A 24,509-nucleotide genomic window follows, 5' to 3' on the forward strand; every position below is an offset into this window, starting at 1 on the left:
CGCGTCGTCAGCCCCGCGGCACGTCCTTGATCTCGCTCCAGTCGTACCAGAGCAGGTCGCGGTCCGTGACGCGCTGCAGCGCCTCGTCCAGGGCGGAGTCGGACTCCTCGCCCACCTCCGCCGTCGTCTCGGCGTCGCTCTCCTCGTCGGCGGCGGCCAGGACGTCGGCGATGTCGGCCGCCGCCTCCGGCTCGTCGACGTGCACGCAGACGATCGCCACCTGCTCGACCGTGCTGGTCACCTGGACCTCGGAGGCGACGGGCTCGTCGTCGTCCGCGCCGCCGGCCGGGACGGGGCCGACGGTGGCGTCCGGAACCTCGACCGTGATGATCACGCGCTGGTGCGGTGCGTCGGTGCGGCCGGCGATCAGCGCCAGCGAGTCGTCGGCGGCGTTGAGCGCGGCGACGTACTCCAGGCCCTCGGCGTCCTCGTCCGGCAGGGCGGCCTCGAGCTCCTTGGTCACGGCGTGGGCCCGGCGGGGTGCGACGGTCCAGCGGGCGGCGGCGGTGGAGTGGGAGACGGCGTCGAGCTCGTCGAGCGTGGCGGGCACGTAGATGCGCATGTGCTCAGTCTGCCGTGTGTCGAGCCCACGCGAGTGGAGTGGCGGTGTCACCCAGTCCCCGTACTCTCGTGTCCGGCGTCGGGGCGGGACGCCGCGGGCAGTGGTAGCAGCCGAGGGCAGGAGACGAGATGGGTGCCAAGACCGCGATGCTGGTGTACGCGGACGGAGACGTGGCGACAGGTCTGACGGGTGCGGCGGAGTTCGCCGACGAGGCGAGCGCGGCCGAGCTGCTCGGCCTGCTGTGGCCACCGGCCCGGATCCGGCCGGACGGCGAGGAGCCCTGGGATCTCGGGGACGCGGTGTTCCCGCCCGAGGGACGCGCGTGCGCACTGTCGACGCCCGAGGTGGACGTCCTGTGCGACCAGGCCCTGATGCTCGACCGGCCCTCGCAGCTTCCCGCCCACCTGGTCGACGCGAGCATGGGCCGCACCCTCTACCTGCACGCGATGCACAGCGTCGTGGACTGGTTCGCCTTCGCGGTGTGGCGGGATGGCGCGCTCGTGCGCTCGCTCAGCCTCTCGCCGGACGACGGCGTGCTGGAGGACACGGGCGAGCGCCTCGCCTTCGAGCAGCCGTTCTGGGCGGGCGAGCACCCGGCCGGGGGCGACTACGCGCTGCCGTTCCACCCGCTGGAGCTGGGGGAGCACGCCCTGCGCGAGTTCTTCGGCTTCAACATCGAGGGGGCCGACGACGGCGGCCCGTCCGCCGGCCGGCTCGACCCGTGGGCCGTGGAGCTGTTCGGCTTCCAGGTGGTGTAACCGGGCCCAGCGCTCGACAGATCTCCGAATCACTCGTACATTTGTTCGAGAGCGAGGAGGTCGTCATGCCCGAACCCACCACTGCCCGTCCGACCGGGGTGGTCCCCATGCTGTCCTACCAGGACGGCGTGTCCGCCATGGACTGGCTCATCGAGGCCTTCGGCTTCACCGAGGCGGAACGCTGGCTGGACGACGACGGACATCTCTCCCACGGCGAGCTCGACGCCGGGGGCGGTCGTGTGATGCTCTCCGAGCTCGCGTCCTACGAGGGTCCGGCCGAGCACCGCAAGCACTGCCGGGCCGCAGACGCCTGGCTGTCGACACCCTGGGTGATCGACGGCGTGCTGGTCCATGTGGACGACGTCGAGGCCCACCTCGCCCACGCCCAGGCGGCCGGCGCGGGGGTGCTCTCGAAGATCGAGGAGGCGCCGTACGGCCGCTCGTACCGGGCGGAGGACCTGGAGGGGCACCGCTGGATGTTCCTCCAGCCCTGATGTCCTCTCTGTGAGGTCCCGTCAGCGGCGAGGCACCGGGTCCGCCCCGCGCGCCAGCCGGTCCACCCGTCGCAGCGCGGCGGGGAATCGCGCGTCGCCGGCCATCTGGCGGACCAGGTCTGCCGCGGCGTCGAGCGGCATCCCTGCCGCCGTGACGTACAGGGGCTTGTCGGACCGTCCGCGCAGCACCTCGGCGGCGTGCGACGCGGCGTGGAACCGGGTCTTGGCGACGCCGAGGACCACCGGGGCCAGCCCTGCGTCGGCCACGTGGGCGCCCAGCCCCGGGCTGCCCGCCGGGTCGAGGTCCACGTAGCCGTCCACGATCAGCAGGTCCAGCGGTGCCACGCCGGCCAGCACCTGGCGGAGCGGCGGCAGCTCGCGCTCGTAGAACCGCCCTGGCCGGTACTCCGCGACCTGCTCGACCAGCACGGTGCGCTCCTCGACCAGCGTCCCGAACGCCGGGTCCTCGGCGACGACCAGCGCGGCTCGCGCCCCGCCGTCGTCCAGGTACTGCACGTCCACCGCGCCGTAGCGCGGGATGCCGTCGGTCATGGTCAGGCGTCCGAGCCCGTCCGGGACGAGAGCAGGCGGCGGAACGAGGCGAGCCGGGCCTCGCGCGCCGGGCGCTCGGTCTCGGGGGAGGCCTCGATCCAGTCGTCGAGGGCGCAGTCGGGCGCGTCCGCGAGGTGCGTACAGCCGCGGGGGCACTCCTGCGCCACCTCGTCGAGGTCCTCGAAGGCGTGCAGCAGGTGCGCCACCTCGACGTGCGCCAGGCCGAACGAGCGCACGCCCGGCGTGTCGATCACCCAGCCGTCGAAGGCCTCGCCGGGCTCGGCGCCGCCCTCGTCGGGCGCGCCGTCCTCCACGGAGTCGCTCTCCGTGCCTTCGACCGGCAGCCGCAGCGCCACCGCCGACGTCGAGGTGTGCCGGCCCCGTCCCGTCACGTCGTTGACCACCCCGGTGGCCCGCCTCGCCTCGGGGACCAGCGCGTTGATCAGCGTCGACTTGCCGACGCCCGAGTGCCCCACCAGCACCGACACCAGGCCGCGCAGGCGGTCGCGCACCTCCTCGACGGACTCCGGGGTGAGCACCACGGCGCCGTCGTCGCCGGCCGGCGCGCGCTGCGTCACCACCACCTGGACCCCGAGCGGCTCGTACAGCGCGCGGAGGTGGTCGGGGGAGGCGAGGTCGGCCTTCGTCAGGCACAGGAGCACCGACATCCCGGCGTCGTACGCGGCCACGACGCAGCGGTCGATCATGCCGGTGCGCGGCTCCGGCTGGGCCAGCGCCGTGACGATGACGAGCTGGTCCGCGTTGGCCACCACGATCCGCTCGTAGGGGTCGGTGTCGTCCGCGGTGCGGCGCAGCGTGGAGGTGCGCTCCTGGATCCGCACGATCCGGGCGAGCGACCCCTCCCCGCCGGTGGTGTCGCCCACGACGTCGACCCGGTCGCCGACGACGACCCGCGTGCGGGTGAGCTCGCGGGCCTTCATCGCGGTGACCGTCACGTCGTCGTCGACCAGCAGCGTGTACCGCCCCCGGTCCACGCCGGTGACCAGTCCGGTCACGGCGTCCGAGTGCTCGGGGCGCTGCTTGGTCCGGGGCCGGGACCCGCGCTTGGACGGGCGGGACTTGAAGTCCGACTCGTCGCGGATGTCGCGGCGGCCCATCAGCCCAGCATGCCCAGCCACATGCCCGTGAAGTCGGGCAGGGTCTTGGCCGTGGTGCCGATGTTCTCGACCAGCACCCCTGGTACGCGCAGGCCGAGCAGCGCGGCCGAGGTCGCCATGCGGTGGTCGGCGTACGTGCGCACGACGTCGCCGCGCAGCGGCCGCGGCGTGATGACCAGGCCGTCGCGGGTCTCCTCCGCCTGCCCGCCGAGCCGCGTGATCTCGCGGGCCAGCGCGGCCAGGCGGTCGGTCTCGTGGCCCCGCAGGTGGGCGATGCCGCGCAGCCGGGAGGGGGAGTCGGCGAGCGCCGCCAGCGCGGCAAACGTCGGTGCGAGCTCGCCGCCGGCGTGCAGGTCGACGTCGATCCCGTGGATCTCGCCCGTCCCGGTGACGGACAGGACGCCGTCGGCCAGGGTGGACGTGCCGCCCATGCGCTCCAGCAGCTCGGGCACCATGGCGCCCGGCTGGGTGGTGAGTGTGGGCCAGCCGGGGACCCGGACGGTGCCGCCCGCCACGAGGGCGGAGGCGAGGAACGGCGCCGCGTTCGACAGGTCGGGCTCGACGCGCACGTCGCGGCCGGCGATGGGCCCGGGCCGCACGCTCCAGATGCCGTCGCGCGAGTCGTCGACCTCGACGCCGACGTCGCGCAGCGTGGCGACCGTCATCTCGATGTGGGGCAGGCTCGGCAGCGTGGCGCCGATGTGCCGCAGCGTCAGGCCCCGCTCGAACCGCGCGGCGGCGAGCAGCAGTCCGGACACGAACTGCGAGGACCCCGAGGCGTCGACGTCGACGGAGCCGCCCGGCACGCTGCCGCGGCCCTCGACGGTGAAGGGAAGGAAGCTCGGCAGCTCGCCCGGGTGCTCCGGGTCGTGCACCGTGACGCCCAGCGCACGCAGCGCGGCGAGGACCGGCAGCATCGGCCGCACGCGGGCCTCGGGGTCGCCGTCGAACCGGACCGGGCCGTCGGCGAGGGCCGCGAACGGCGGCAGGAACCGCATCACCGTGCCGGCGAGCCCGGTGTCGACCTCCGTGCCGCCGGTGACCGGCCCCGGCGTGATGTGGAGGGTGCTCGGCTGGTCGCCCTCCTCGATCCCCGCGCCGAGGGCGCGCAGGGCGCCGATCATCAGGTCTGCGTCCCGGCTGCGCAGGGCGCCGCGCAGGGTGCCGGGGGAGTCCGCGAGGGCAGCGAGCACCAGGAGCCGGTTGGTGAGCGACTTGCTGCCGGGTACCTCGACCGTCGCGTCCAGCGGTGCGCCGGCGAGCGGCGCCTCCCATGTCGGTGCGGGCGCGGTGGTCGAAGAAGTCATGTGCCGAGATTATCGCGGAGGAGGCCCGCGCGGCGCCTCGTGTCAGACACCCGGGTCACCCGGGTGACCTGCACGTCTGACACGGCGGTCACGCCTCGGCGGCAGCGGCCTTCGCGTCCGCCCGCGCAGCTCGCGCCTGCTGGACGCGCCACGACAGGCCTGGCCGACCCTCGAGGTCCGCGCCGGCGATGAGCGCGGCGCCGACCGAGGCGAGGTTGTGCAGGAACCGGTCGGTGCGCGCGGGCCGCTCCGCCTTGGGCGCGGTGAAGGGCTGGTTCACGAGGGCGAGCGGCAGGGTCAGCAGCGCGAGGGCGAGGGCGGAGGCGCGCGGCGCCTTGCCCAGCGCGAGCAGCGTGCCTGCCGCGGCGGTCGCGACCCCGTGCGCGCGCACGAGCGTGGCGACCTGCTTCTCGCTGAGCGGCTCGGCACCGAGTGCCTTGGTCGCCAGGGCCGATCCCGTGCGGGCGGCGGCCACGTGCTCGCTCGGCTTCCGGGCAGCCTGCACGCCGTCGTAGATGAACGAGGAGGCCAGCAGCGGTCGCGCGATGTGTCGAAGCAGCATGGTTCCACCTTGGCAGATGCGGGCGGCAGACGCAGCAGGATGCCCGCGAGCCGCCGGGAATTCGAGACCGCGGACAACGGTTGAAGCCGACGTGGAGCAATGCCTCGAGAAGGATGCGGTGAACGACACGGTGATCGGCACGGTGACAAACGCAACAACCAGCCCGGAGACCAGCGGTCTGCCCGGTGCGGCGGCGGGTTCGTCGGCGGTCGCGCCGAGCGCTCCCCTGATGTTCGGAGCAGTCCCGACGCACCTTCTGGACCCGGGCACGGACTCGGCGAAGGCCACGGCGGACGTCCTGTCCGGCACCGCGCAGAGCGCTTTCGGCGCCCTTCCGGCCAACACCGGCTGGCCGACGCGGCTAGGCTCAAGGGCGATGACTGACACTTCCCGTGAGCAGAACCAGGGCACAGGCGCCGATGCCGGCAGCGCCGACGTCGAGGCGCGCCCCGGCGAGGCCGCGAGCGAGGCCGTCGTCGGGACCACGGATGTCGACACCGACACCGACGCCGAGGGCACCGAGCGGTCCCCCCAGGAGGAGGACGCGACGGCCCGCGCCGCGCGGTTCGAGCGGGACGCCCTGCAGTACCTCGACCAGCTCTACTCCGCGGCGCTGCGCATGACGCGCAACCCCGCGGACGCGGAGGACCTGGTGCAGGAGACCTTCGCCAAGGCGTTCGCGGCGTTCCACCAGTACCGGCCGGGCACCAACCTGAAGGCCTGGCTGTACCGGATCCTCACGAACACGTTCATCAACAGCTACCGCAAGAAGCAGCGTGAGCCGCAGCAGTCCCAGGCGGAGGACGTCGAGGACTGGCAGATCGCGCGTGCGGCGTCGCACACGTCGCGCGGACTGCGCTCGGCCGAGGCCGAGGCGCTGGACCGGCTCCCGGACAGCGATGTGAAGCGGGCGCTCGCCGAGCTCCCGGAGGACCGTCGGATGGTCGTGTACTACGCCGACGTCGAGGGCTTCCCCTACAAGGAGATCGCGGAGATCATGGGGACGCCGATCGGGACCGTCATGTCCCGTCTGCACCGCGGACGCCGGCAGCTGCGTGAGCTCCTCGCCGACTACGCCGCTCAGCGAGGACTCGTCAGCCAGGCGCCCGGAGGTGCGCAGTGAACAACATCGAACCCGTCCCGCACGACACGGCGGGGGAGTCCGAGTGCGAGCACGCACTCACGCACCTGTACGAGTACCTGGACTCCGAGATGACGCCGGACGACGAGCAGCGCATGCGCGCCCACGTCGCCCACTGCTCGCCGTGCCTGGCGGAGCTGAGCGTCGAGGACCTGGTGAAGCAGCTCGTGAAGCGGTCGTGCAGCGAGCGCGCGCCGGACACGCTGCGCATCAGGATCCATGAGCAGCTGACGGTGATGACGGTCGTCGAGACCGCCTAGCACCGGGCATGACGAAGGGCCGGACCCCCGCGGGGGTGCCGGCCCTTTCGTTTGCTCAGGCTGTTCGCCTCACCTACGGCTCAAGCTGTTCCTTCGAACGCCTGAGCCTGCGGTTCGGCTCCGGGCGGGATGCCTCGTTCCTCGGCCCCCACCCTTCGCCTCACCTACGGCTCAGGCGTTGGGACGCTTGCCGTGGTTGGCGGCCGAGCCCTTGCGGCTACGGCGCTTGCGACCGCGCTTGCTCATGGGTGTCTCCTGACAGGTGACGGACTGAATGGCTCAATGGTCCCACAGATCCGGGGGTTGTCAGGCCGCGAGGGGTTGTCAGGTCGATCAACGCGATATATCGTGTCTGGCATCAACGCGATATATCGCGTTCAGGACCCGAGCAGCGGAGGCACTCATGACCACGGACAGCTGGACCGTCACCGGTCCGCAGACCATCGAGCTGCACGACGTGACCAGCGTGGACGCCCACGTCGTCGACGGCCGGCTGGACGTCGTCGCCCACGACGAGCCCGTCGTCCGCGTCGAGGTGCACTCCGTCGAGGGCCGGTCCCTGGAGGTCCGCCTCGAGGACGGCCGCCTGGTCATCGAGCACGAGAGCGGCCTGGGCGGCTGGGGCTCGTTCATGAAGCGGTTCGCCGACTTCGGTGGCAAGGCGCGCGCCGACATCCACGTCGCGGTGCCCGCCGGCACCGCGGTGCGCCTGGGCACGATCCGCGGCGAGTGTCTCCTGGCGGGCACGACGGCGGGGGCGTCCGCGTCCACCGTCTCCGGCTCCCTGCTGGTCTCGCGGACGGCGGGCGACCTCAAGCTGAACACCGTCTCCGGCGAGGTGACGGTCCGCGACCACGTGGGCGACATCACGAGCAATACCGTGTCCGCCGACGTCGTGGTGAGCGGGTCCGCCGAGAACGTCGTGTCGTCGTCGGTGTCCGGGGACGTGACGATCGACCTGGCGACCCAGCCGCGGTCCGTCAAGGTCAACTCGGTGTCCGGCAACCTGCTGCTGCGTGTGCCGGACGACGGCGCGGTAGCCGTGTCGGCGCAGAGCGTCAGCGGGCGTGTGACGGTGGGCGGCGCGCAGTTTTCCGGCGGCGGCGGTGCCACGTTCTCCGGCGTCGGCCGCACCGAGGCCGGGCCTGCCGGCCAGGGGACCACCCGCCTGCGCGCGACCAGCGTCTCCGGCGAGGTCACCGTCGTCGGCGGCCCGCAGGACGCCCCCGTCGACGCCACCCCCGCGGACCACTCGCCCGTGGAGCTGTGATGCCACCGGTCTTCGCCCACGGCGAGCTGCGCCTCTACCTCCTGGTGCTGCTCATGGACGGGCCCCGGCACGGGTACGAGCTCATCACCGAGCTCACCCGGCGCTTCGGGGGCACGTACCGCCCCAGCGCGGGGACCATCTACCCGCGGCTGGCCCGGCTCGAGGAGGAAGGGCTGGTGCGCCGTTCCGCGCCCGGACCGGCCGGCACCCCGAGGCTCCCCGGCGCCGGGCGCAAGGGCACGTACGAGCTCACCCCTGCCGGCCAGGCCGAGCTCGACGCCCGACTCGACGACGTCAGGCGCCTGGAGCGCAGCGTCGCCGAGACGGTGCGCAGCCTCGCGGACGACGTGCGGGCCGACATCCGCGACACGATGCGCGGCCTGCGGGCCGAGCTCGCGGCCGCGGCACAGGAGGTACGCACCCGCCCGCGACCCGGCCCGGGCACCGTGCCGGACGCGCGCCGCACGCAGTCCAACTCGCTGCGGCACGACGCCGAGGCGGTGCTGCAGCGGTTCCGCAACGACGTGCTGGCCGACCTGCGGGAGGCCGACGTCACCGGTACGGTGTCGGCGCTGACCGTGGAGACGCTGCGCACCGTCCTCGACTCGGCGCGTTCCGCGATCCGTGGGACCCTGCCGAACAGTGCGAGCAGCTCGTCGCCCGGCGCGCACCGCACGAGCCCGCAGTGACCACCCGCCCTGACCAGATCAGTGACCCCCCCCATCCCCATGAACGGAGCACAGCGATGACCACCGAGTCCTGGAGCGTGGCCGCACCGCAGACCATCGAGGTCGGCGGCGCCACGACCCTGACCGTCCGACTGACGAACGGCCGCGCTGAGATCGTGGCCGACCCGAACCGCACGTCCGGTGCCGTCGTGGAGGTTCTCGAGGTCTCGACGCGGCCGCTGCAGGTCCTCGCCGAGCACGGCAACCTCCGGGTCGCGTACGACTTCCCGGGCCTTGAGGGCTTCGTGGACCGGTTCCGCGGCCTGAAGGACCAGGACAGCGCCGTCGTGCGGATCACCGTGCCGGCCACGTCCGTGGTCGACGTCGCGACCGTGGGCGCCGAGGTGGTGGTGACCGGCGCGCAGGCCGGCGTGAACGTCAAGACCGCGGGCGGCGCCATCACGGTCACCGGGACCGCCGGCTCCGTGACCACCAAGTCCGGCACGGGTGCCGTGAGCATCGCCGAGCACTCGGGTGACGCGTCGGCCACGACCGTGTCCGGCGCCGTGTCGCTCACAGGTGCCCTGGGCCGGGTCTCGGTCCAGACCGTGTCCGGTGCGGTCGACGTCACCGCCGTCGGCACCACGCCGCTGGTCAACGCCAAGACGGTCTCCGGCGCGGCCGCCGTCCAGCTCGACGCCGGCGCACCGGTCAACCTCCGCGCGCGCAGCGTCACGGGCAAGGTCGTGATCGACGGGGCGCAGGCGACGTCGAGCGCGCAGCGCACCGTCGTCGTCGACCACGCGGAGCCGGGGGCCGCGGCCTACATCTCGACCAACACGGTCTCGGGAACGGCCACGATCACCCGCGGCTGACGATCCCGTCCCGCACGTGTCAGGCGCTCAGGTCACCACGGTGACCTGAGCGCCTGACACATTGACGGGGTGGTGTTGTCACGCGACCTCGTCCTGAGGCAGGCCCAGCCAGCTGTGCCAGCCCGTGTGCAGCACGAGCCACGCCATGAGCCCGTACCCGGCCTGGCCGGGATAGGTGCCGCCGCCCTGCGCGAGGTCGGCCAGCCACTGCTCGTGCTGCGCCAGCGGCGTGTACGTGTCGACGTACGGCACCCGGCGCCGGCTGGCGACGTCGGCGAAGGCGTCGGAGAGCTCCGCGATCCGGTCGCCCTCGGCGGGCGCGCCGGGCGGCGGCCCGACGACGAACGCCGCCGTGCGGTTCGCGTCCGCGACGTCGAGGATGTTCGCCAGGTTCAGGCGCGAGCGCGCGACTGTGAGCCCCGCGGCGACGTCATGCCGTCCCAGGGCCACGACCAGGCGGTTCTCGACCTCGGAGTCCGGGCCGAACCGCGCAGCGGTCTCGGCCTCCCAGCGGGCGCCGAGCTGCGTGCTGTTCTCACCGGGGACGGCGAGCGTGAAGAGCATGGCGGGCCGGGCGAAGTGGGTACGCGCGACGACACGGCCGGTCCAGCCGAGCGCACGGGCGTCTCCGACACCCGTGGCCAGCTCGTCACCGACGACGCAGATGCGCACCTCGCGATCCTGCAACGGACTCTCCTTGCCTGTTCCCGGCAGCCTGGCGGACGGCCGGTTCCCCATTGTGGTGCACGGAGCGCGGCCGATCGGTGACAACGCGCCGACGGCCGCGCGCCGCGTCGCGACAACGCGGAGATCGTCAGAGCAGGGTCATCCCCCAGCGGACGCCGTGGTGCTCGCCCGGGGCGAGGTGCACGAGCCGTTCACCGGTGCGGAAGGCGTCCGCGACGCAGCTCATCGGCTCGGCGGCGAGGCCCATCCGCCGGCGGTCCGGCTCGATGTGGTCACCCGTGCAGACCTGCCAGACGTCCTGCGACTCGTCCATCCAGACCGCCGCGGTCTTCCCGTCGGGGCCGGTCAGGTGGGCCCACGACAGGCCCGCCTCGTCCCGGATGACATCCACGTACGCGTCGTCCAGGTCGACGCCGGCGGCGCTGCGCGCCTCCCGCAGGTCGAACATGCCCGACGCCGGCTCGGTGCCGGTCGGCAGCAGGCGCTCGTCGGTCGTCACGCGGGTCGCGGCGTCGAGCCGCAGGGTGCACTCGTCCAGGTCGGCGCCGCCTGTGGACAGCCACGGGTGGAACCCGCAGCCGTAGGGCGCGGTGTCGGCGCCCACGTTGGTGACGTCGAGGGTGATCTCGAGGCCGGCGTCGGACAGGGAGTAGCGCATCTGCGCCACGAGCTGGAACGGGTAGCCCGGGCGTGCCACCAGCTCGAGCTCGAGCGTGACGGCGGAGCCCGTGTGCTCCACCACGGACCAGCGGTCGAACGCCGCCAGACCGTGCAGCGCGGTGTTGCGCGCCGGCTCGGTCACGGGGAGCTGGTGGCTCACGCCGCCGTACTCGTAGGCGCCGTCCCGCAGGCGGTTGGGCCACGGGATGAGGACTGCGCAGTTGAACACGGGGTTGATCTCGTCCGCGCTGAAGGGCACCACGACATCACGGCCGTCCACCGAGTACTCTCGCAGCGCCGCACCCACCTGGGTGACGGTGGCGCGATGGCCCGCGTGGCTGATGCGGAACTGGTCCCCGGAAGGATGGGGCCTTGCGGCAGCAACCGGAGGAATTTCTGTCGTCACACTCACACCGTAACCGTAGGGCAATTTTCGCCTGCGCCACGTAGCGTGAGACAGCAGACTAGAGAGCAGGCTAGACGGTCGGGCCCCACACAGCACGCGGGGCCCCTGAGGAACTGGGCCCGACGACGGGTCCGCGCGGGCAGCTCTGCCCGCCCCAGCAGTAGGAGGAACCATGGAACAGCAGGTACTCGGACGGACTGGTCGGCTTGTATCGGCCGTGGGCCTGGGCACCTGGCAGCTCGGCGCTGACTGGGGAGAGGTCAGCGAGAGCGATGCCCACGCCGTTCTCGAGGCCTCGCTCGAGGCCGGGGTGACCTTCTTCGACACGGCGGACGTCTATGGCGACGGCCGCAGCGAGCAGGTGATCGGCGCGTTCCTCAAGGAGCACCCCGAGGCCGGGATCACCGTGGCCACGAAGATGGGCCGGCGCATGGACCAGGTCCCGGAGAACTACGTGCTGGACCACTTCCGCGAGTGGACCGACCGCTCCCGGCAGAACCTCGGCGTCGACCGCCTGGACCTGGTCCAGCTGCACTGCCCGCCCACGGACGTCTACTCCACGGACGCCGTGTACGACGCGCTCGACGAGCTCGTGTCCGACGGCGTGATCGCGGCGTACGGCGTGAGCGTCGAGAAGACCACGGAGGCCCTGGAGGCCATCGCGCGCCCGAACGTCGCCTCCGTGCAGATCATCCTCAATGCGTTCCGGCTCAAGCCGCTCGACGAGGTGCTGCCCGCGGCGTCCGCGGCGGGTGTCGGCATCATCGCACGCGTGCCGCTGGCCTCCGGGCTGCTCTCCGGCAAGTACACGAAGGACACGGTCTTCGCCGAGAACGACCACCGCAGCTTCAACCGCGAGGGCGCCGCCTTCGACGTCGGCGAGACGTTCTCGGGCGTGCCCTACGAGGTGGGCCTCGAGGCGGCGGCCCGGTTCACCGAGCTGTCCCGGGAGATCCTGGGCGACACCCTCACGCCGGCCCAGGCCGCGATCGCGTGGGCGTGGCAGCGGCCGGGCGTCTCGTCCGTCATCCCTGGTGCGCGCAACGTGGAGCAGGCGCGGGCCAACGCGGCCGCGGGTGACGCCGCGACGCTGGGCCCGCTGTTCATGTCGGGCGTGCGGGAGATCTACGACGAGCTGATCAAGGAGCACGTCCACGACCGGTGGTGAGGCTCCCGCCCGGGCCGGCTCAGTCGCGGTCCGGGCGGAACACGCAGAACTCGTTGCCCTCCGGGTCGGCCAGCACGTCCCAGAAGACGTGCGGGTCAGGTGAGTCCTCGCGGCTGGCGAGCAGCGTCGCCCCGGCCGCGAGGAACCGCTCCGTCTCGCCCCAGACGTCCCAGTGGATCCGGTTCTTGACGGTCTTCGGTTCGGGCACCGGGATGAAGAGCATGAGCCAGGGCAGCCCGTCGCCGGGCTCCAGCCGGTACCACGGCCGGTCGGTGAACCGTACGGGTCGCACACCCAGTCGCTCGCCCCACCAGGCGCTCGTCGCCGCCGCGTCCGCGCAGTCCACGACCAGCGCGTAGAGGCGGTACCGGCCAGCCGTGGCGGCCTGGTCCGGGAACGCGCAGAGCTCCCCGCCCTCGGGATCGCGCAGCACGGTCCAGTGATCCTGCTCGGCGCCCGCGAACTCCGCGGCCGGCGTGGCGCCCAGACGCTCCAGCTCCTCGACGGTGGCGTGCAGGTCCAGGTGGACCCGCTGCTTCACGGTGCGCGGCTCGGGGACCTCGTTGATCCAGACCGTGTGCTCCGGGACGTCATCCTCGAGCACGAGGTCCGCGGCGGACTCGCCGGGCGGCCTCGACCGCAGGCCCAGGGCCGCCGACCAGAAGGCGCCGAGCGACGCCCCGTCGGTCGCGTCGATGACCAGGTCCTTGAGGGCCGCGTCTGCCATGACACCAGCCTAGGGCGTGCCGCGCGTCGTCGGCCGGACACAGGAAAGGCGGGCATCCCGGAGGATGCCCGCCTTTCCCGTGTGCGGGTCAGCCGCGGGTGAAGGCCTGCTCCAGCAGGGTCTTCTGCTGGGCCTGGTGCAGCTTCGCCGTACCGGCGGCCGTCGAGGCGGACGCCGGGCGGGAGACCACCTTGACGTACGGCACGTCCAGCGGCAGTGCCAGGTGGATGAAGCCCCACGCGCCCTGGTTCTGCGGCTCGTCCTGGACCCAGACCACCTCGGCGTCGCCGTACTTGGCGAGCTCCGCGCGGATCTGTGCCTCCGGGAACGGGTAGAGCTGCTCCAGGCGGACGATGGCCACGCCCTCGTCGCCGCGCTTGGTGCGCTCGGCGAGCAGGTCGTAGTACACGCGACCGGTGCACAGGAGCACGCGGTCGACCTTGGCGGTGTCCGCCGTCGCGTCCGGGATGACCTCCTGGAACGTGCCCGAGGTGAAGTCCTCCACCGCGGACGCCGCCGCCTTGAGCCGCAGCAGCTGCTTGGGCGTGAACACCACCAGCGGACGGCGCGGCCGGGCGTACGCCTGGCGGCGCAGCAGGTGGAAGTACGACGCCGGCGTGGACGGCTGCGCGATGGTGATGTTGTCCTCGGCGCCGAGCTGCAGGAACCGCTCGATGCGGGCCGACGAGTGGTCGGGCCCCTGGCCCTCGTAGCCGTGCGGCAGCAGCATGACCACCGACGACGACTGGCCCCACTTCTGCTCGGCGGACGAGATGAACTCGTCGATCACCGTCTGGGCGCCGTTGACGAAGTCGCCGAACTGCGCCTCCCAGAGCACCAGGGCGTCCGGGCGCTCCACCGAGTAGCCGTACTCGAAGCCGAGCGCCGCGTACTCCGACAGCGAGGAGTCGTAGACCCAGAACTTGGCCTGGTCGCCCGACAGGTACAGCAGCGGGGTCCACTCGGCGCCGGTCTCCCGGTCGTGGAGCACCGCGTGCCGCTGCACGAACGTGCCGCGCCGCGAGTCCTGGCCGGCGAGGCGCACCGGGGTGCCCTCCGCGAGCAGCGAGCCGAAGGCCGCGAGCTCGCCGAAGCCCCAGTCGATGCCGCCTTCCTTGGCCATGAGCTGGCGCTTCTCCAGCAGCTGGGCCAGCTTCGGGTGGACCGTGAAGCCCTCCGGCGGCGTGGTGTGCACGTCGCCGACCCGCTGCAGCGCGTCGTGCGAGATCGCGGTCTGCCAGCCGACCATCGTGCCGGCGTCCTCGCGCTGCGACTCCGGGCGCTCCAGGCCCGCGAGGTGCTCCGTCTCCGGGGCGGGCGTGAAGCCGGACTTGGTCTCGGTGAAGACCCGCTCGAGCTGCGACTGGTAGTCCTGCAGCGCGTGCTCGGCCTCCTCGACGGTGATGTCACCGCGCGCGACCAGGTTCTCGGTGTACAGCTTGCGCACCGAGCGCTTGGTCTCGATGAGGTTGTACATGAGCGGCTGCGTCATCGACGGGTCGTCGCCCTCGTTGTGCCCGCGGCGGCGGTAGCAGATGAGGTCGATGATGACGTCCTGGCCGAACTGCTCGCGGAAGGCGAAGGCCAGCTCCGCCGTGCGGACGACGGCCTCGGGGTCGTCACCGTTCACGTGCATGACGGGGACCTGGTAGCCCTTGGCGACGTCGGTCGCGTAGGTGGTCGACCGCGACGCCGTCGGGCCGGTGGTGAAGCCCACCTGGTTGTTCACGACCACGTGGATGGTGCCACCGGTGCGGTACCCGCGCAGCTGCGACAGGTTCAGCACCTCGGGGACCACGCCCTGGCCGGCGAAGGCCGCGTCGCCGTGCACCAGGATCGGTAGCACGGAGAAGCCGTCGCCGCCGAGGTCGATGCGGTCCTGCTTGGCGCGGACGATGCCCTCGAGCACCGGGTCCACGGCCTCCAGGTGCGACGGGTTGGCCGCGAGGTAGACGCGCGTGGTGGCGCCCGACTCGGAGGTGAACGTGCCCTCGGTGCCGAGGTGGTACTTCACGTCACCGGAGCCCTGGACGCTCTTGGGGTCGAGCTGGCCCTCGAACTCCTTGAAGATCTGGCCGTAGCTCTTGCCCGCGATGTTCGCCAGCACGTTGAGGCGGCCGCGGTGGGCCATGCCGATGCCGACCTCGTCGAGGCCGCCCTCGGCGGCGCGCGACAGGATCGCGTCGAGCAGCGGGATCAGGGACTCGCCACCCTCCAGCGAGAAGCGCTTCTGCCCCACGAACTTGGTCTGCAGGAACGTCTCGAAGGCCTCGGCGGAGTTCAGGCGGCGCAGGATGCGCAGCTGGTCCTCACGCGGCGTCTTGGCGTAGCCGGCCTCCAGGCGCTCCTGGAGCCACTTGCGCTGACCCGGGTCGGCGATGTGCATGTACTCGATGCCGATGGTGCGGCAGTACGAGTCGCGCAGCAGGCCGAGGATGTCGCGCAGCGTCGCCTTCGGCTTGGGGCCGAAGCCCGCCGTCGGGAACGTGCGGTCCAGGTCCCACAGCGTGAGGCCGTGGGTCTGGATGTCCAGGTCCGGGTGCTTGCGCTGGCGGTAGGCCAGCGGGTCGGTGTCGGCCATGAGGTGGCCGCGCGAGCGGTAGGCCTGCACGACCTCGGCGATCTTGGCCGGCTTGGCGGCCTCGACGTCGGCGTCGACCGTGTTGTCGCGCACCCAGCGGACGGGCTCGTACGGGACGCGCAGCGCCGCGAAGACGCGGTCGTAGAAGCCGTCCAGGCCGAGCAGCTTGTTCGAGATGATCTTCAGGAACTCGCCGGACTGGGCGCCCTGGATGATGCGGTGGTCGTAGGTCGACGTGACCGTCATGACCTTCGAGATACCCATCCGGGCGAGCTGCTCCTCGGACGCGCCGGCGAACTCCGCCGGGTAGTCCATGGCGCCGACGCCGATGATCGTGCCCTGCCCCTGCATGAGGCGCGGCACCGAGTGCACGGTGCCGATGCCGCCGGGGTTGGTCAGCGAGATCGTGGTGCCCTGGAAGTCCGGCACGCCGAGCTTGTTGCCGCGGGCCTTGCGGACCAGCTCCTCGTAGGCCGCCCAGAACTCGGCGAAGTCGAGCTCCTCGGCCTTCTTGATGCTGGGCACCAGGAGCTGGCGCGAGCCGTCCGGCTTGGCCAGGTCGATCGCGAGGCCGAAGCCCACGTGCGCGGGCTGGTTCACGCCCGGCTTGCCGTCGACCGGCTCGTAGTGGGCGTTCATGACGGGCATGTCGGCCAGCGCCTCGACGAGCGCGAAGCCGATGAGGTGCGTGAACGAGATCTTGCCGCCGCGTCCGCGCTTGAGGTGGTTGTTGATGACGATGCGGTTGTCGACCATCAGCTTGGCGGGCACGGCGCGCACCGAGGTGGCGGTGGGGACCTCCAGCGAGGCCTCCATGTTCGTGACCACGCGCGCGGCGGGGCCGCGCAGCTTCTGGATGTCGTCGACGGCGTCCGGGTGCGCCACGGGGCGCTCGAACGTGTCCGCGTAGTGCGTGGTGGGCGGCGTGGCGATCGGGCTGGCCGGGTTGACCTTCGGGTCGGCCGGCAGGGCCTTCTCACGCACCGGCTGCTCGGCCTCGGCAGCGGCGGTGCCGCCGGTCACCGGGCCGCTCGGGGCGGGCGCCTCGGGCACGGGCGTCGCGGCGGGCGTGGCGGCCGGGGCGGACGCCGCGGGCGCGGCCGTAGGCGCCGCGGTCGGTGTCGGGGAGGCCGGCGCCGTGGCGCCTTCCTTGGCGGAACCGTTCTCGCCCGGCGTGTAGTCGGCGAAGAAGTCCCACCACGCGGGGTCCACCGCGTTCTTGTCCTTCAGGTACTGCTGGTAGAGCTCGTCCACAAGCCATTCGTTGGCTCCGAATGACGAGCTCGCCACGCTGATCGACTCTGAACCAGCCTTAGGGGACACGCGCGGATCGCCCACCTTCACCACAGTTGCGTTCGTCGCGCGCCGCACAGGGGTCACAGCGCGCACAGCCCGAATGGTTTTCGGACCCTCCAAGGGTAGGCCCTCCGCGCTCCGCGGGGGGCGTGATCCCGCGGGTGTTGCGGGCGGGTCCGGTGTCAAAGAAGTAGGTTCGTCATGTTTCTCGCACCCAGAGCAAAACCAGGGCAACATTCGGCCTGGAAGTCCCCAACATGGTGTTACGGGGTTTCGCCCGGCGCGGCCAATCTTTGGCGTCTGTGACAGAGATCACGGGACTCCGTCTCACGTTCTGGCCCCGCGCAGCCCTAGGCTGCTGGGTTTCTCACCGGACGCCCGGGCGACGCCGCCCGGTGCGGACGGTGCCTCCGTCCTCAGACCGTGTGGGTCGTCGTGACACCCGGTGCCGGGTGGGCGTGCGCGGGGAGGGTGACGCGCATCGTCGCGCCCCGGTCGGAGTCGACCACCTCGACGTGCCCGCCGTGCAGCTCGACCGCCCAGCGGACGATCGCGAGGCCGATCCCGGTGCCGCCGCTCGACCCGACGGTGCCCGACCCGACCGTGCCGCCGACGCCGGTCATCGTGTCGACCAGGGACTCGTCGACGGCGCCCGCCCGGCCCTTGTCGCCGCGGTTCCGGCCGCCCCGCCGGCTGACGCTCCGGCCACCGTCGCCGCGCCCCGCGTCCCCGCGCTGCGCGCCGGTCGAACCGGTGCCGCGGACGAACCGCTGGAAGATCCGCTCGCGGTCGGCGGCGGCGATGCCGGGCCCCTCGTCGCTCACCTCCAGCACGATGTCCGACCCTTCCGTGCCGTCCACGGGGTACGCGTCCAGCCGGACGACGCCGCCCTGCGGCGAGTGCCGGATGGCGTTCTGCAGCAGGTTGATGACCACCTGGTGCAGACGTTCGGCGTCGCCCTCGATGGTCAGGTCCTCCGGGGTGACGTCCACGACGTAGTGCAGGTCCTTGGCGGCGTCGACCATCTGGAGGTCCTCGGCGCAGTGCTCCAGGAAGTCGCCCACGGCGATCTCGCCGATGTTCAGGGCCGAGGCCCCCGCCTCGATCCGGGAGAGGTCCAGCAGGTAGGTGACGAGCCGCGTCAGCCGCTCGGTCTGGGCGTGCGCCTGCTCCAGGGCGGCCGGGGTGGGCTGCACCACGCCGTCGACCATGTTCTCGAGCTGCGCCTGGAGCGCGGCGACCGGCGTGCGCAGCTCGTGCGACACGTTCGCGATGAGGTCGCGGCGGGTCTGCTCGACCGAGGCGAGGTCCTCCGCCATGCGGTTGAAGGCGTGCGCGAGCTGACCCACCTCGTCGCTGCTCGTCGCGCGCACCCGGCGGGTGTAGTCGCCGTCGGCCATGGCCTGGACGGCCTCGGTGATCTCCCGCAGCGGCGACGTCATGCCGCGCGCCAGGATCTGGGTGACCAGCAGCGACAGGATGATCGCCAGGGGGAACGTGCGGCTCGGCCCCAGGGACGCCTGGAGGCCGAGCCAGGTGATGAGCACCGCGGCCGTCACGGTGGCCGCGACGAGCACGCCGAGCTTGATCTTGAGCGAGCGCAGGGGGTCGAGCGGACGCACGTCGGGGACGCGGGGCACGTGCGGTCTCATCGGAACGACACCGGCGTCACTGGTTGGCGGGCGGCTCGAACGCGTACCCGACGCCGTGGACGGTCCGGATCAGGTCCGGGCCGAGCTTGCGCCGCAGCGCCTTGATGTGGGAGTCGACGGTGCGGGTGCCGCTGGCGTCGGCCCAGTCCCAGACCTCGGCGAGCAGGCGTTCGCGCGTGAGCACGGTCTTGGGGGAGCCGGCGAGCATGACGAGCAGCTCGAACTCCGTCGGCGTCAGGTGTACTTCCTCGCCCCCGCGGTAGACGCGGCGCTGGGCGCGGTCCACCGTCACGTCGCCCATCGTCATGGGCGGGTCCGCCGGCGTGGTCGCGGCGGCCTGCGCCGCGCGGTCGACCCGCCGCAGCAGCGCCTTGATCCGGGCGACCAGCTCGCGCATGGAGAACGGCTTGGTCATGTAGTCGTCGGCGCCCACGCCCAGACCGACCAGCATGTCGGTCTCGTCGTCGCGCGCGGTGAGCATGAGGATCGGGGTCGGGTGCTCCGCCTGGATGCGACGGGTGACCTCGAGCCCGTCGATGCCGGGGAGCATCACGTCGAGCACCACGAGGTCGGGGCGCAGCCGGGAGGCGGCGTCGACGCCGGACAGGCCGTCGCGTGCGACCTCGACGCGCCAGCCCTCGGCGGACAACCGCTGGGCGATCGCGGTGGCGATCGTGGGTTCGTCCTCCACCACGAGAACGGTCGCGCTCTGCTGACCGGTCGAGGTGGCGGCCGACGCCGCGCCGGGCTGCTGCGGGGCCCCAGACGGCTGGGGAGTACCAGATGACATAGGTCAATCATGCCCGTACCTGCCTGATAAGACACTGAAGCCAGCCTGAGAGTCGGCCTCCGGGGCGCTGCGCACACACTTCCCGCTACGATCTATCGCACGATGATCGAGCGACATCCAGACCGAGAACCCTGGACCCATCAGGCCCCCCGCAGTGCCCCCCGGAGCGTGAGATGACCGGCGACTGGATCCTGGTCGCGGTAGGCGTTCTGCTCACCGCCGGTACCGCTGTCTTCGTGGCGGGGGAGTTCTCCCTCGTCACCATCGACCCCGCCGTGATCGGCGACTCCGACGACTCGGAGGGAGACAGACCCGGCGGGTCCCGGTCTGCTTCCTCGCCCGGTGCCCACCCAGGTCTCGGCCACGGCATGCGGGACCGCAGCGTGCGCACCGCGCTGCGCCACCTCTCCACCGAGCTGAGCTCGGCCCAGGTCGGCATCACGCTGACCACCATCCTGCTCGGCTACACGGCCCAGCCGGCGCTGAACTCCCTGATCTCGTCCGCCCTCGGGTCGACCCCCGTGCCGACGGCGGTCTCCGCCGGCCTCGCGGGCGTCCTGGCCCTCATCCTGGTGAACGCGTTCTCCATGGTCTGCGGCGAGCTGATCCCCAAGAACTTCGCGCTGTCGGCGCCGCTGGCCACCGCGCGCCTCGTGGTGCCGGTCCAGCGCGTGTTCACCGTCACGTTCAAGCCGCTGATCGCGGTGCTCAACGGTTCGGCCAACGCGCTGCTGCGCCGCCTCGGTGTGGAGCCGCGGGAGGAGCTGTCCGGGGCGCGCTCCGCGTCCGAGCTCGCCTCGCTGGTGCGGCGTTCCGCCGAGGAGGGCACGCTCCAGGAGTCGGTGGCGACCCTGCTGACCAACTCGATCGAGCTGGACACCCTGAGCGCGCGCGACGTCATGACCGACCGCCTGCGCATGTCCGTCGTGGACCGGGACGCGACGGCGGAGGACGTCGTCGCGCTCGCCCGGCGCACCGGGCACTCGCGGTTCCCCGTGATCGGGGAGGACCGCGACGACATCGTCGGCCTGGTGCACCTGCGCCGTGCCGTCGGCGTGCCGCACGACCGGCGGGCCGAGGTGCCCGCGGCCGCCCTCATGGTGGACGCGCCCCGCGTCCCCGAGACGGTGCGCCTGGGGCCCCTGCTCGTGGAGTTGCGCGGGTTCGGGCTGCAGATGGCCGTGGTCGTGGACGAGTACGGCGGCACGTCCGGCGTCGTGACGCTGGAGGACGTCGTCGAGGAGCTGGTGGGCGACGTCGCGGACGAGCACGACCCCCGGCGCGCGGGGGCTTCCCGCGCTGCCGACGGGTCGTGGATCGTGCCGGGCGTCCTCCGGCCCGACGAGCTCGACGAGTACACCGGCATCGAGGTCCCGGAGGGCGCCGCGTACGAGACGCTCGGCGGCCTCGTGATGGCCGAGCTGGGCCGCGTCCCCGTGGTGGGCGACGAGGTCGTGGTGGGCCAGTCCGGCCCGCAGGGCCTGCACGCCCGGGTCACCCTGCGCGTCGAGGCCATGGACGGCCGGCGCGTCGAGCGCCTGCGGGTCCGCCCGCTGCCCGACGACGACCCGCCCGACGGCGCCGGTCTCGACCGGACCGGCTCCGGCAAGGGGGCGAACCGATGAGCACCACCACCGCACTCGTCGTCGGCCTCGTGCTGCTCGCGGGGAACGCGTTCTTCGTGGGCGCCGAGTTCGCCGTCATCTCCGCGCGTCGCAGCGCCATCGAGCCGCTCGCGGCGGCCGGTGACCGGCGCGCCGTCACCGTCCTGTGGGCCATGGAGCACGTGTCGCTCATGCTGGCCTGCGCGCAGCTCGGCGTGACCGTCTGCTCCACCGGGCTGGGCATCGTGGCGGAGCCCGCCATCGCGCACCTCCTGGAGGGGCCGCTGCACGCCCTGGGGGTGAGCGAGGAGCTCACGCATCCGATCGCGCTGGTCGTCGCCCTGTCGCTCGTCGTGTACCTGCACGTCGTGCTCGGCGAGATGGTGCCCAAGAACCTGGCGGTCGCGGGTCCGGACCGGGCCGTCATGTGGTTCGGGCCGCCGCTGGTGCTCCTGGGCCGGGCGCTCCGCCCCGTCATCGTCGGCCTGAACTGGATCGCGAACCACGCGGTGCGGCTCGCCGGCGTGGAGCCCAAGGACGAGGTCGCCTCGGCGTTCACCGCCGAGGAGGTCCAGTCCATCGTGGAGCACTCCCAGGCGGAGGGTGTGCTGCGCGACGAGCAGGGCCTGCTGACGGGTGCCATCGAGTTCTCCAACCGCACCGCGCGCGACGTCATGGTGCCGGTCGACGGCCTGGTGGCCGTGGACGAGACCAGCACGCCGGACGACGTCGAGCGGCTCGTCTCGAAGCACGGCTTCAGCCGGTTCCCCGTCGTGACGCGCCGGGAGGACGGCGACGAGCTCGTCGGCTACCTGCACCTCAAGGACGTCCTGTACGCCACCGGGCCCGCCCGGTTCGAGCCGGTCGCGGTCTGGCGCGTGCGCGCCCTGGCGGCGGTCGCGCCCGACGACGAGGTCGAGGACGCGCTGCGCGTGATGCAGCGCTCGGGCTCGCACCTGGCGCGGGTCGAGGGGCCGGGCGGCGAGGTGCTCGGCGTGGTGTTCCTCGAGGACATCCTCGAGGAGCTGGTGGGCGAGGTCCGCGACGCGATGCAACGCCGCTGACGGCGGCGCGACGCGGCCGTCCACAGGCCGTCCACCGGTCGGGCTTGGCAGCCGGGCCGACCCAGGTTAATGTCACGTGCACATAACGGAACGCGAGGGGGCCGCGGACACATGACGACGGAGGACGAGTGGAGTCCACGGCTGTGACGAGTGCGCCCGTGCTCATGACGCGTCGCGAGCGGCGCGAGGCGGAGCTGCACACGCAGGCGATGCGCAAGGTGACGTCGTTCGACCGGCTGGTCACCGGAGCGGTCCCCAGGGCACCCCGGCCCACGTCCTCGGTCCCTGCCGGGCAGCGGCTCATCTCCCGGGCCGCCGTGGTCGGCACCCTCGCAGCCGCGACCATCGCGGCGCCGTTCGCGCAGGCGGTCGACACACCGGGCGAGTCCCCGTTCGACGTCGAGGCGCCGCCCACCGGCCCGTCGGTGCTCGACCTGGTGACGCAGCCCGTGGAGCGGCCGGAGACCTCGGGTTCCGTGGTCCGGGCCGAGGCCCTCACCCGGCCCGAGTCGGCTGCCAGCCGCTCGCTGGACCGCAGCCCCCTGCCGAACTGCGACGTCAACGCCTCCGTGGACGGGACGAACGGCGGGCTCGCCGACCACTCGCTGTGCGAGCTGTGGCAGCCGGGGGAGTACCTCCGGCCGGACGCCGCGATGTCGCTCAGCGCGCTCAACGAGGCGTTCCGCGCGTCGTTCGGCCGCGAGCTGTGTCTCGTCGCGAGCTACCGCGACCTGAGCACGCAGTACGAGCTCAAGGCCTCCCGCGGCTACTACGCCGCCTCCCCGGGCACCTCCATGCACGGCTGGGGCCTGGCGATCGACCTGTGCTCCAAGGAGACGGGCGACAGCGACGTCTTCTCGTGGCTGTGGGCCAACGCGCCGGCGTACGGCTGGCAGAACCCGTCCTGGGCACAGCTCGGCGGCAGCAAGTACGAGCCGTGGCACTGGGAGTTCGTGACCGGCGTCGTCGAGAAGGGCGAGTGGCGGGGCTGACCGTGCCCTGGGGGCGCCTCGCTCAGAGGCGCAGGTGCGTGTTGGGTCCGAAGTCCTGCCGGAAGGTCGGCCCTTGCTCGGCGAGCTCCGCGGCGAACGACGGCGCCCACGCGCTGTAGGGCTCCATGGCCAGCGACTCGTTGGAGAACCGCCGGTCGTCGGTGATCTCCGTGACGCAGAAGTCCGGGATCTGCAGGCCGGTGACGGGCCCGGAGCGCTCGCACTCGGCCACCACCAGCGGGTGGTTGGCCCCGCCGAAGACGTCGATCGACCAGCCGTCCGCCCCGAGCCACGCCGCGTAGCGGACCTTGACGATCGGTGCGCCGCCGCGGCGGACCAGCTCCACGCCGACGCGCGGGTCCAGCTCGCGCTCCGCCTCGTAGCGGGTGCCCCCGACCGCGGGTCCCTTGACGGTGACGGCGGCGAAGTCGATGTCCGCGACGTGCGCGCGGAGCAGCTCGGCCGGATCGGTGTCGGCCGTCATGTCGGCGTCGACGTCGCCGGCCTGGACCCGGACGCGCAGGGCGTAGCCGTCGTCGGCCAGGAAGTAGGACTGGACGATGAGCGCCGGCGCGTCCTTGAGCTCGGCCGGCAGGTCGCGCACGAAGAACCGCCGCTCGAACTCGAAGTCGGCGTAACCCTGGTCGGGCTCGTCGGCGGCCGGCTCGTCGAAGAGGTCGTCGCTCATGAGAGGTCCTTCGCCATGCTCGGCAGATGATTCCCGGCGGATGATCCCAGAAGTCTACGCAACCGGCTTCGCATGGGGTGCACGGCCGGCGACGAACCCGGTCAGCGCCGCGGAGAGCTCCTCCGGGCGGCTCGCGATGCTCCCGGGCTTGAGGACCACGGGGGTGCCGACCAGGAGCGAGTTCACCGAGGCGGCGATGCGCCGGACGAACGTCCGCTGACGGACGACGACGGCCCGTGGGTCGGTGACGTCCACGGCGAGCACGCGGCGGAAGGCCAGCCGGGCCTCGCGCACGCCGGTCACCTCGGACCAGAGCACCTGCTCGACGCCGAGGTTGGGCAGCCAGTCGGTGAGGCCGTCGTCGTCGAGCGTGAGCACGGGCCACGCGGGCAGCAGCAGGCGCCGCACCACGATGAGGCCCAGGCCGGTGAAGACCAGCACGCCGATCGCGCTCACGGAGACCACGGTCAGCGCGGCCGGTGAGCCGCTGGTCTGCGCGGCGTCGAAGCCGAGTCGGGTCGCGATCGCGCAGAGCACCACCAGCGCGAGGGTGGCGAGCGCGAGCGTGACGACGTGCGCTCGGGACGGGTAGAAGTCGACGGATTCGTCGGGCATATCCGGACACTA

At 72.4% G+C, this 24,509-nt stretch carries 25 protein-coding genes; 11 read left to right on the forward strand and 14 right to left on the reverse strand.

Translation table 11 applies throughout. From position 1 onward, the window contains the following. Positions 1–7: 7 nt before the first annotated feature. A complete protein-coding gene (locus ACZ7LE_RS05960) occupies positions 8–562 on the reverse strand; it encodes a DUF6912 family protein (RefSeq protein WP_470402394.1) in 555 nt (184 codons plus the stop codon). 128 nt (positions 563–690) lie between these two features. Here ACZ7LE_RS05960 and ACZ7LE_RS05965 point away from each other — a divergent pair, with 128 nt between their 5' ends. After that, positions 691–1,320 carry a DUF6928 family protein gene (locus tag ACZ7LE_RS05965; RefSeq protein ID WP_400549425.1) on the forward strand — a complete coding sequence of 210 codons (630 nt, stop codon included), beginning with the start codon at positions 691–693 and terminating at the stop codon, positions 1,318–1,320. Positions 1,321–1,385: 65 nt separating this feature from the next. Further along, the gene (locus ACZ7LE_RS05970) at positions 1,386–1,814 is read left to right on the forward strand and encodes a VOC family protein (protein ID WP_400549427.1); all 429 of its coding nucleotides are present in this window, start codon (positions 1,386–1,388) and stop codon (positions 1,812–1,814) included. Between the two features lie 21 nt (positions 1,815–1,835). On the opposite strand, the gene ACZ7LE_RS05975 is transcribed toward ACZ7LE_RS05970, so the two are convergent. The 4 genes from ACZ7LE_RS05975 to ACZ7LE_RS05990 all read right to left on the reverse strand — a co-directional run bounded on the left by ACZ7LE_RS05975 (position 1,836) and on the right by ACZ7LE_RS05990 (position 5,353). Continuing rightward, positions 1,836–2,366 (reverse strand): endonuclease V, encoded by a 531-nt coding sequence (locus tag ACZ7LE_RS05975; RefSeq protein ID WP_470402395.1) that lies wholly within the window; start codon positions 2,364–2,366, stop codon positions 1,836–1,838. Positions 2,367–2,368: 2 nt separating this feature from the next. After that, positions 2,369–3,484 carry a ribosome small subunit-dependent GTPase A gene (gene rsgA, locus ACZ7LE_RS05980; RefSeq protein ID WP_470402396.1) on the reverse strand — a complete coding sequence of 372 codons (1,116 nt, stop codon included), beginning with the start codon at positions 3,482–3,484 and terminating at the stop codon, positions 2,369–2,371. After that, on the reverse strand, positions 3,484–4,791 hold the full coding sequence (aroA, locus tag ACZ7LE_RS05985; RefSeq protein ID WP_470402397.1) for a 3-phosphoshikimate 1-carboxyvinyltransferase: 1,308 nt from the start codon (positions 4,789–4,791) through the stop codon (positions 3,484–3,486). The genes rsgA and aroA overlap by 1 nt, the downstream gene beginning before the upstream one ends. Positions 4,792–4,879: 88 nt before the next feature. Next, positions 4,880–5,353, reverse strand: a complete 474-nt coding sequence (locus ACZ7LE_RS05990) for a DoxX family membrane protein (protein ID WP_470402398.1) — start codon at positions 5,351–5,353, stop codon at positions 4,880–4,882. A 376-nt stretch (positions 5,354–5,729) separates the two neighbouring features. Between ACZ7LE_RS05990 and ACZ7LE_RS05995 the strand changes: the two genes are divergently transcribed. Together ACZ7LE_RS05995 and rsrA are read left to right on the forward strand one after the other, a co-directional pair. Further along, positions 5,730–6,476, forward strand: a complete 747-nt coding sequence (locus ACZ7LE_RS05995; protein ID WP_470402399.1) for a sigma-70 family RNA polymerase sigma factor — start codon at positions 5,730–5,732, stop codon at positions 6,474–6,476. Beyond that, positions 6,473–6,754 (forward strand): mycothiol system anti-sigma-R factor, encoded by a 282-nt coding sequence (rsrA, locus tag ACZ7LE_RS06000; RefSeq protein WP_377230388.1) that lies wholly within the window; start codon positions 6,473–6,475, stop codon positions 6,752–6,754. Before ACZ7LE_RS05995 ends, rsrA begins: the two co-directional genes overlap by 4 nt. A gap of 171 nt (positions 6,755–6,925) precedes the next feature. Here the strand turns inward: rsrA and ACZ7LE_RS06005 are convergent, their stop codons facing one another. Beyond that, positions 6,926–7,000, reverse strand: a complete 75-nt coding sequence (locus ACZ7LE_RS06005) for a 50S ribosomal protein bL37 (protein WP_156968370.1) — start codon at positions 6,998–7,000, stop codon at positions 6,926–6,928. Between the two features lie 157 nt (positions 7,001–7,157). Between ACZ7LE_RS06005 and ACZ7LE_RS06010 the strand changes: the two genes are divergently transcribed. From ACZ7LE_RS06010 to ACZ7LE_RS06020, 3 genes are read left to right on the forward strand one after another with little or no spacing between them, the layout of a single operon-like run. After that, the gene (locus tag ACZ7LE_RS06010) at positions 7,158–8,024 is read left to right on the forward strand and encodes a DUF4097 family beta strand repeat-containing protein (protein WP_470402400.1); all 867 of its coding nucleotides are present in this window, start codon (positions 7,158–7,160) and stop codon (positions 8,022–8,024) included. After that, a complete protein-coding gene (locus tag ACZ7LE_RS06015; RefSeq protein ID WP_470402401.1) occupies positions 8,024–8,713 on the forward strand; it encodes a PadR family transcriptional regulator in 690 nt (229 codons plus the stop codon). The genes ACZ7LE_RS06010 and ACZ7LE_RS06015 overlap by 1 nt, the downstream gene beginning before the upstream one ends. 56 nt (positions 8,714–8,769) lie before the next feature. Further along, on the forward strand, positions 8,770–9,567 hold the full coding sequence (locus ACZ7LE_RS06020) for a DUF4097 family beta strand repeat-containing protein (protein WP_470402402.1): 798 nt from the start codon (positions 8,770–8,772) through the stop codon (positions 9,565–9,567). 78 nt (positions 9,568–9,645) lie between these two features. Here ACZ7LE_RS06020 and ACZ7LE_RS06025 read toward each other — a convergent pair whose 3' ends face one another. Both ACZ7LE_RS06025 and ACZ7LE_RS06030 read right to left on the reverse strand, forming a co-directional pair. Further along, positions 9,646–10,239, reverse strand: a complete 594-nt coding sequence (locus ACZ7LE_RS06025; RefSeq protein WP_084800748.1) for a GDSL-type esterase/lipase family protein — start codon at positions 10,237–10,239, stop codon at positions 9,646–9,648. 142 nt (positions 10,240–10,381) lie between these two features. Next, positions 10,382–11,326, reverse strand: coding sequence for an aldose 1-epimerase family protein (locus ACZ7LE_RS06030; protein ID WP_470402403.1), 945 nt, complete (start codon positions 11,324–11,326; stop codon positions 10,382–10,384). Between the two features lie 166 nt (positions 11,327–11,492). On the opposite strand from ACZ7LE_RS06030, the gene ACZ7LE_RS06035 reads away from it, so the two are divergent. Continuing rightward, positions 11,493–12,488 carry an aldo/keto reductase gene (locus tag ACZ7LE_RS06035; protein ID WP_470402404.1) on the forward strand — a complete coding sequence of 332 codons (996 nt, stop codon included), beginning with the start codon at positions 11,493–11,495 and terminating at the stop codon, positions 12,486–12,488. 19 nt (positions 12,489–12,507) lie between these two features. Here the strand turns inward: ACZ7LE_RS06035 and ACZ7LE_RS06040 are convergent, their stop codons facing one another. From ACZ7LE_RS06040 to ACZ7LE_RS06055, 4 genes are all read right to left on the reverse strand, one after another. Continuing rightward, positions 12,508–13,215 carry a VOC family protein gene (locus ACZ7LE_RS06040; protein WP_470402405.1) on the reverse strand — a complete coding sequence of 236 codons (708 nt, stop codon included), beginning with the start codon at positions 13,213–13,215 and terminating at the stop codon, positions 12,508–12,510. Between the two features lie 88 nt (positions 13,216–13,303). After that, positions 13,304–17,119, reverse strand: coding sequence for a multifunctional oxoglutarate decarboxylase/oxoglutarate dehydrogenase thiamine pyrophosphate-binding subunit/dihydrolipoyllysine-residue succinyltransferase subunit (locus tag ACZ7LE_RS06045; RefSeq protein ID WP_470402406.1), 3,816 nt, complete (start codon positions 17,117–17,119; stop codon positions 13,304–13,306). A 389-nt stretch (positions 17,120–17,508) separates the two neighbouring features. Further along, complete coding sequence (locus ACZ7LE_RS06050; RefSeq protein ID WP_470402407.1) at positions 17,509–18,744, reverse strand: sensor histidine kinase; 1,236 nt, start codon at positions 18,742–18,744, stop codon at positions 17,509–17,511. Positions 18,745–18,760: 16 nt separating this feature from the next. Continuing rightward, positions 18,761–19,534: a response regulator transcription factor gene (locus ACZ7LE_RS06055; RefSeq protein ID WP_397392337.1), complete on the reverse strand. Its 774-nt coding sequence runs from the start codon at positions 19,532–19,534 to the stop codon at positions 18,761–18,763. Positions 19,535–19,707: 173 nt separating this feature from the next. On the opposite strand from ACZ7LE_RS06055, the gene ACZ7LE_RS06060 reads away from it, so the two are divergent. The 3 genes from ACZ7LE_RS06060 (at position 19,708) to ACZ7LE_RS06070 (ending at position 23,194) form a co-directional block, all read left to right on the forward strand. Next, positions 19,708–21,159, forward strand: coding sequence for a hemolysin family protein (locus ACZ7LE_RS06060; RefSeq protein ID WP_470402408.1), 1,452 nt, complete (start codon positions 19,708–19,710; stop codon positions 21,157–21,159). Further along, positions 21,156–22,202, forward strand: coding sequence for a hemolysin family protein (locus ACZ7LE_RS06065; protein ID WP_470402409.1), 1,047 nt, complete (start codon positions 21,156–21,158; stop codon positions 22,200–22,202). The genes ACZ7LE_RS06060 and ACZ7LE_RS06065 overlap by 4 nt, the downstream gene beginning before the upstream one ends. A 164-nt stretch (positions 22,203–22,366) precedes the next feature. Further along, a complete protein-coding gene (locus ACZ7LE_RS06070; RefSeq protein ID WP_470403281.1) occupies positions 22,367–23,194 on the forward strand; it encodes a M15 family metallopeptidase in 828 nt (275 codons plus the stop codon). Between the two features lie 22 nt (positions 23,195–23,216). Here ACZ7LE_RS06070 and ACZ7LE_RS06075 read toward each other — a convergent pair whose 3' ends face one another. Together ACZ7LE_RS06075 and ACZ7LE_RS06080 are read right to left on the reverse strand one after the other, a co-directional pair. After that, the gene (locus ACZ7LE_RS06075) at positions 23,217–23,882 is read right to left on the reverse strand and encodes a CYTH domain-containing protein (RefSeq protein ID WP_470402410.1); all 666 of its coding nucleotides are present in this window, start codon (positions 23,880–23,882) and stop codon (positions 23,217–23,219) included. Between the two features lie 54 nt (positions 23,883–23,936). Beyond that, the gene (locus ACZ7LE_RS06080; protein ID WP_470402411.1) at positions 23,937–24,497 is read right to left on the reverse strand and encodes an STM3941 family protein; all 561 of its coding nucleotides are present in this window, start codon (positions 24,495–24,497) and stop codon (positions 23,937–23,939) included. Positions 24,498–24,509 lie beyond the last annotated feature (12 nt).

This window comes from Promicromonospora sp. NPDC110617 (assembly GCF_055598465.1).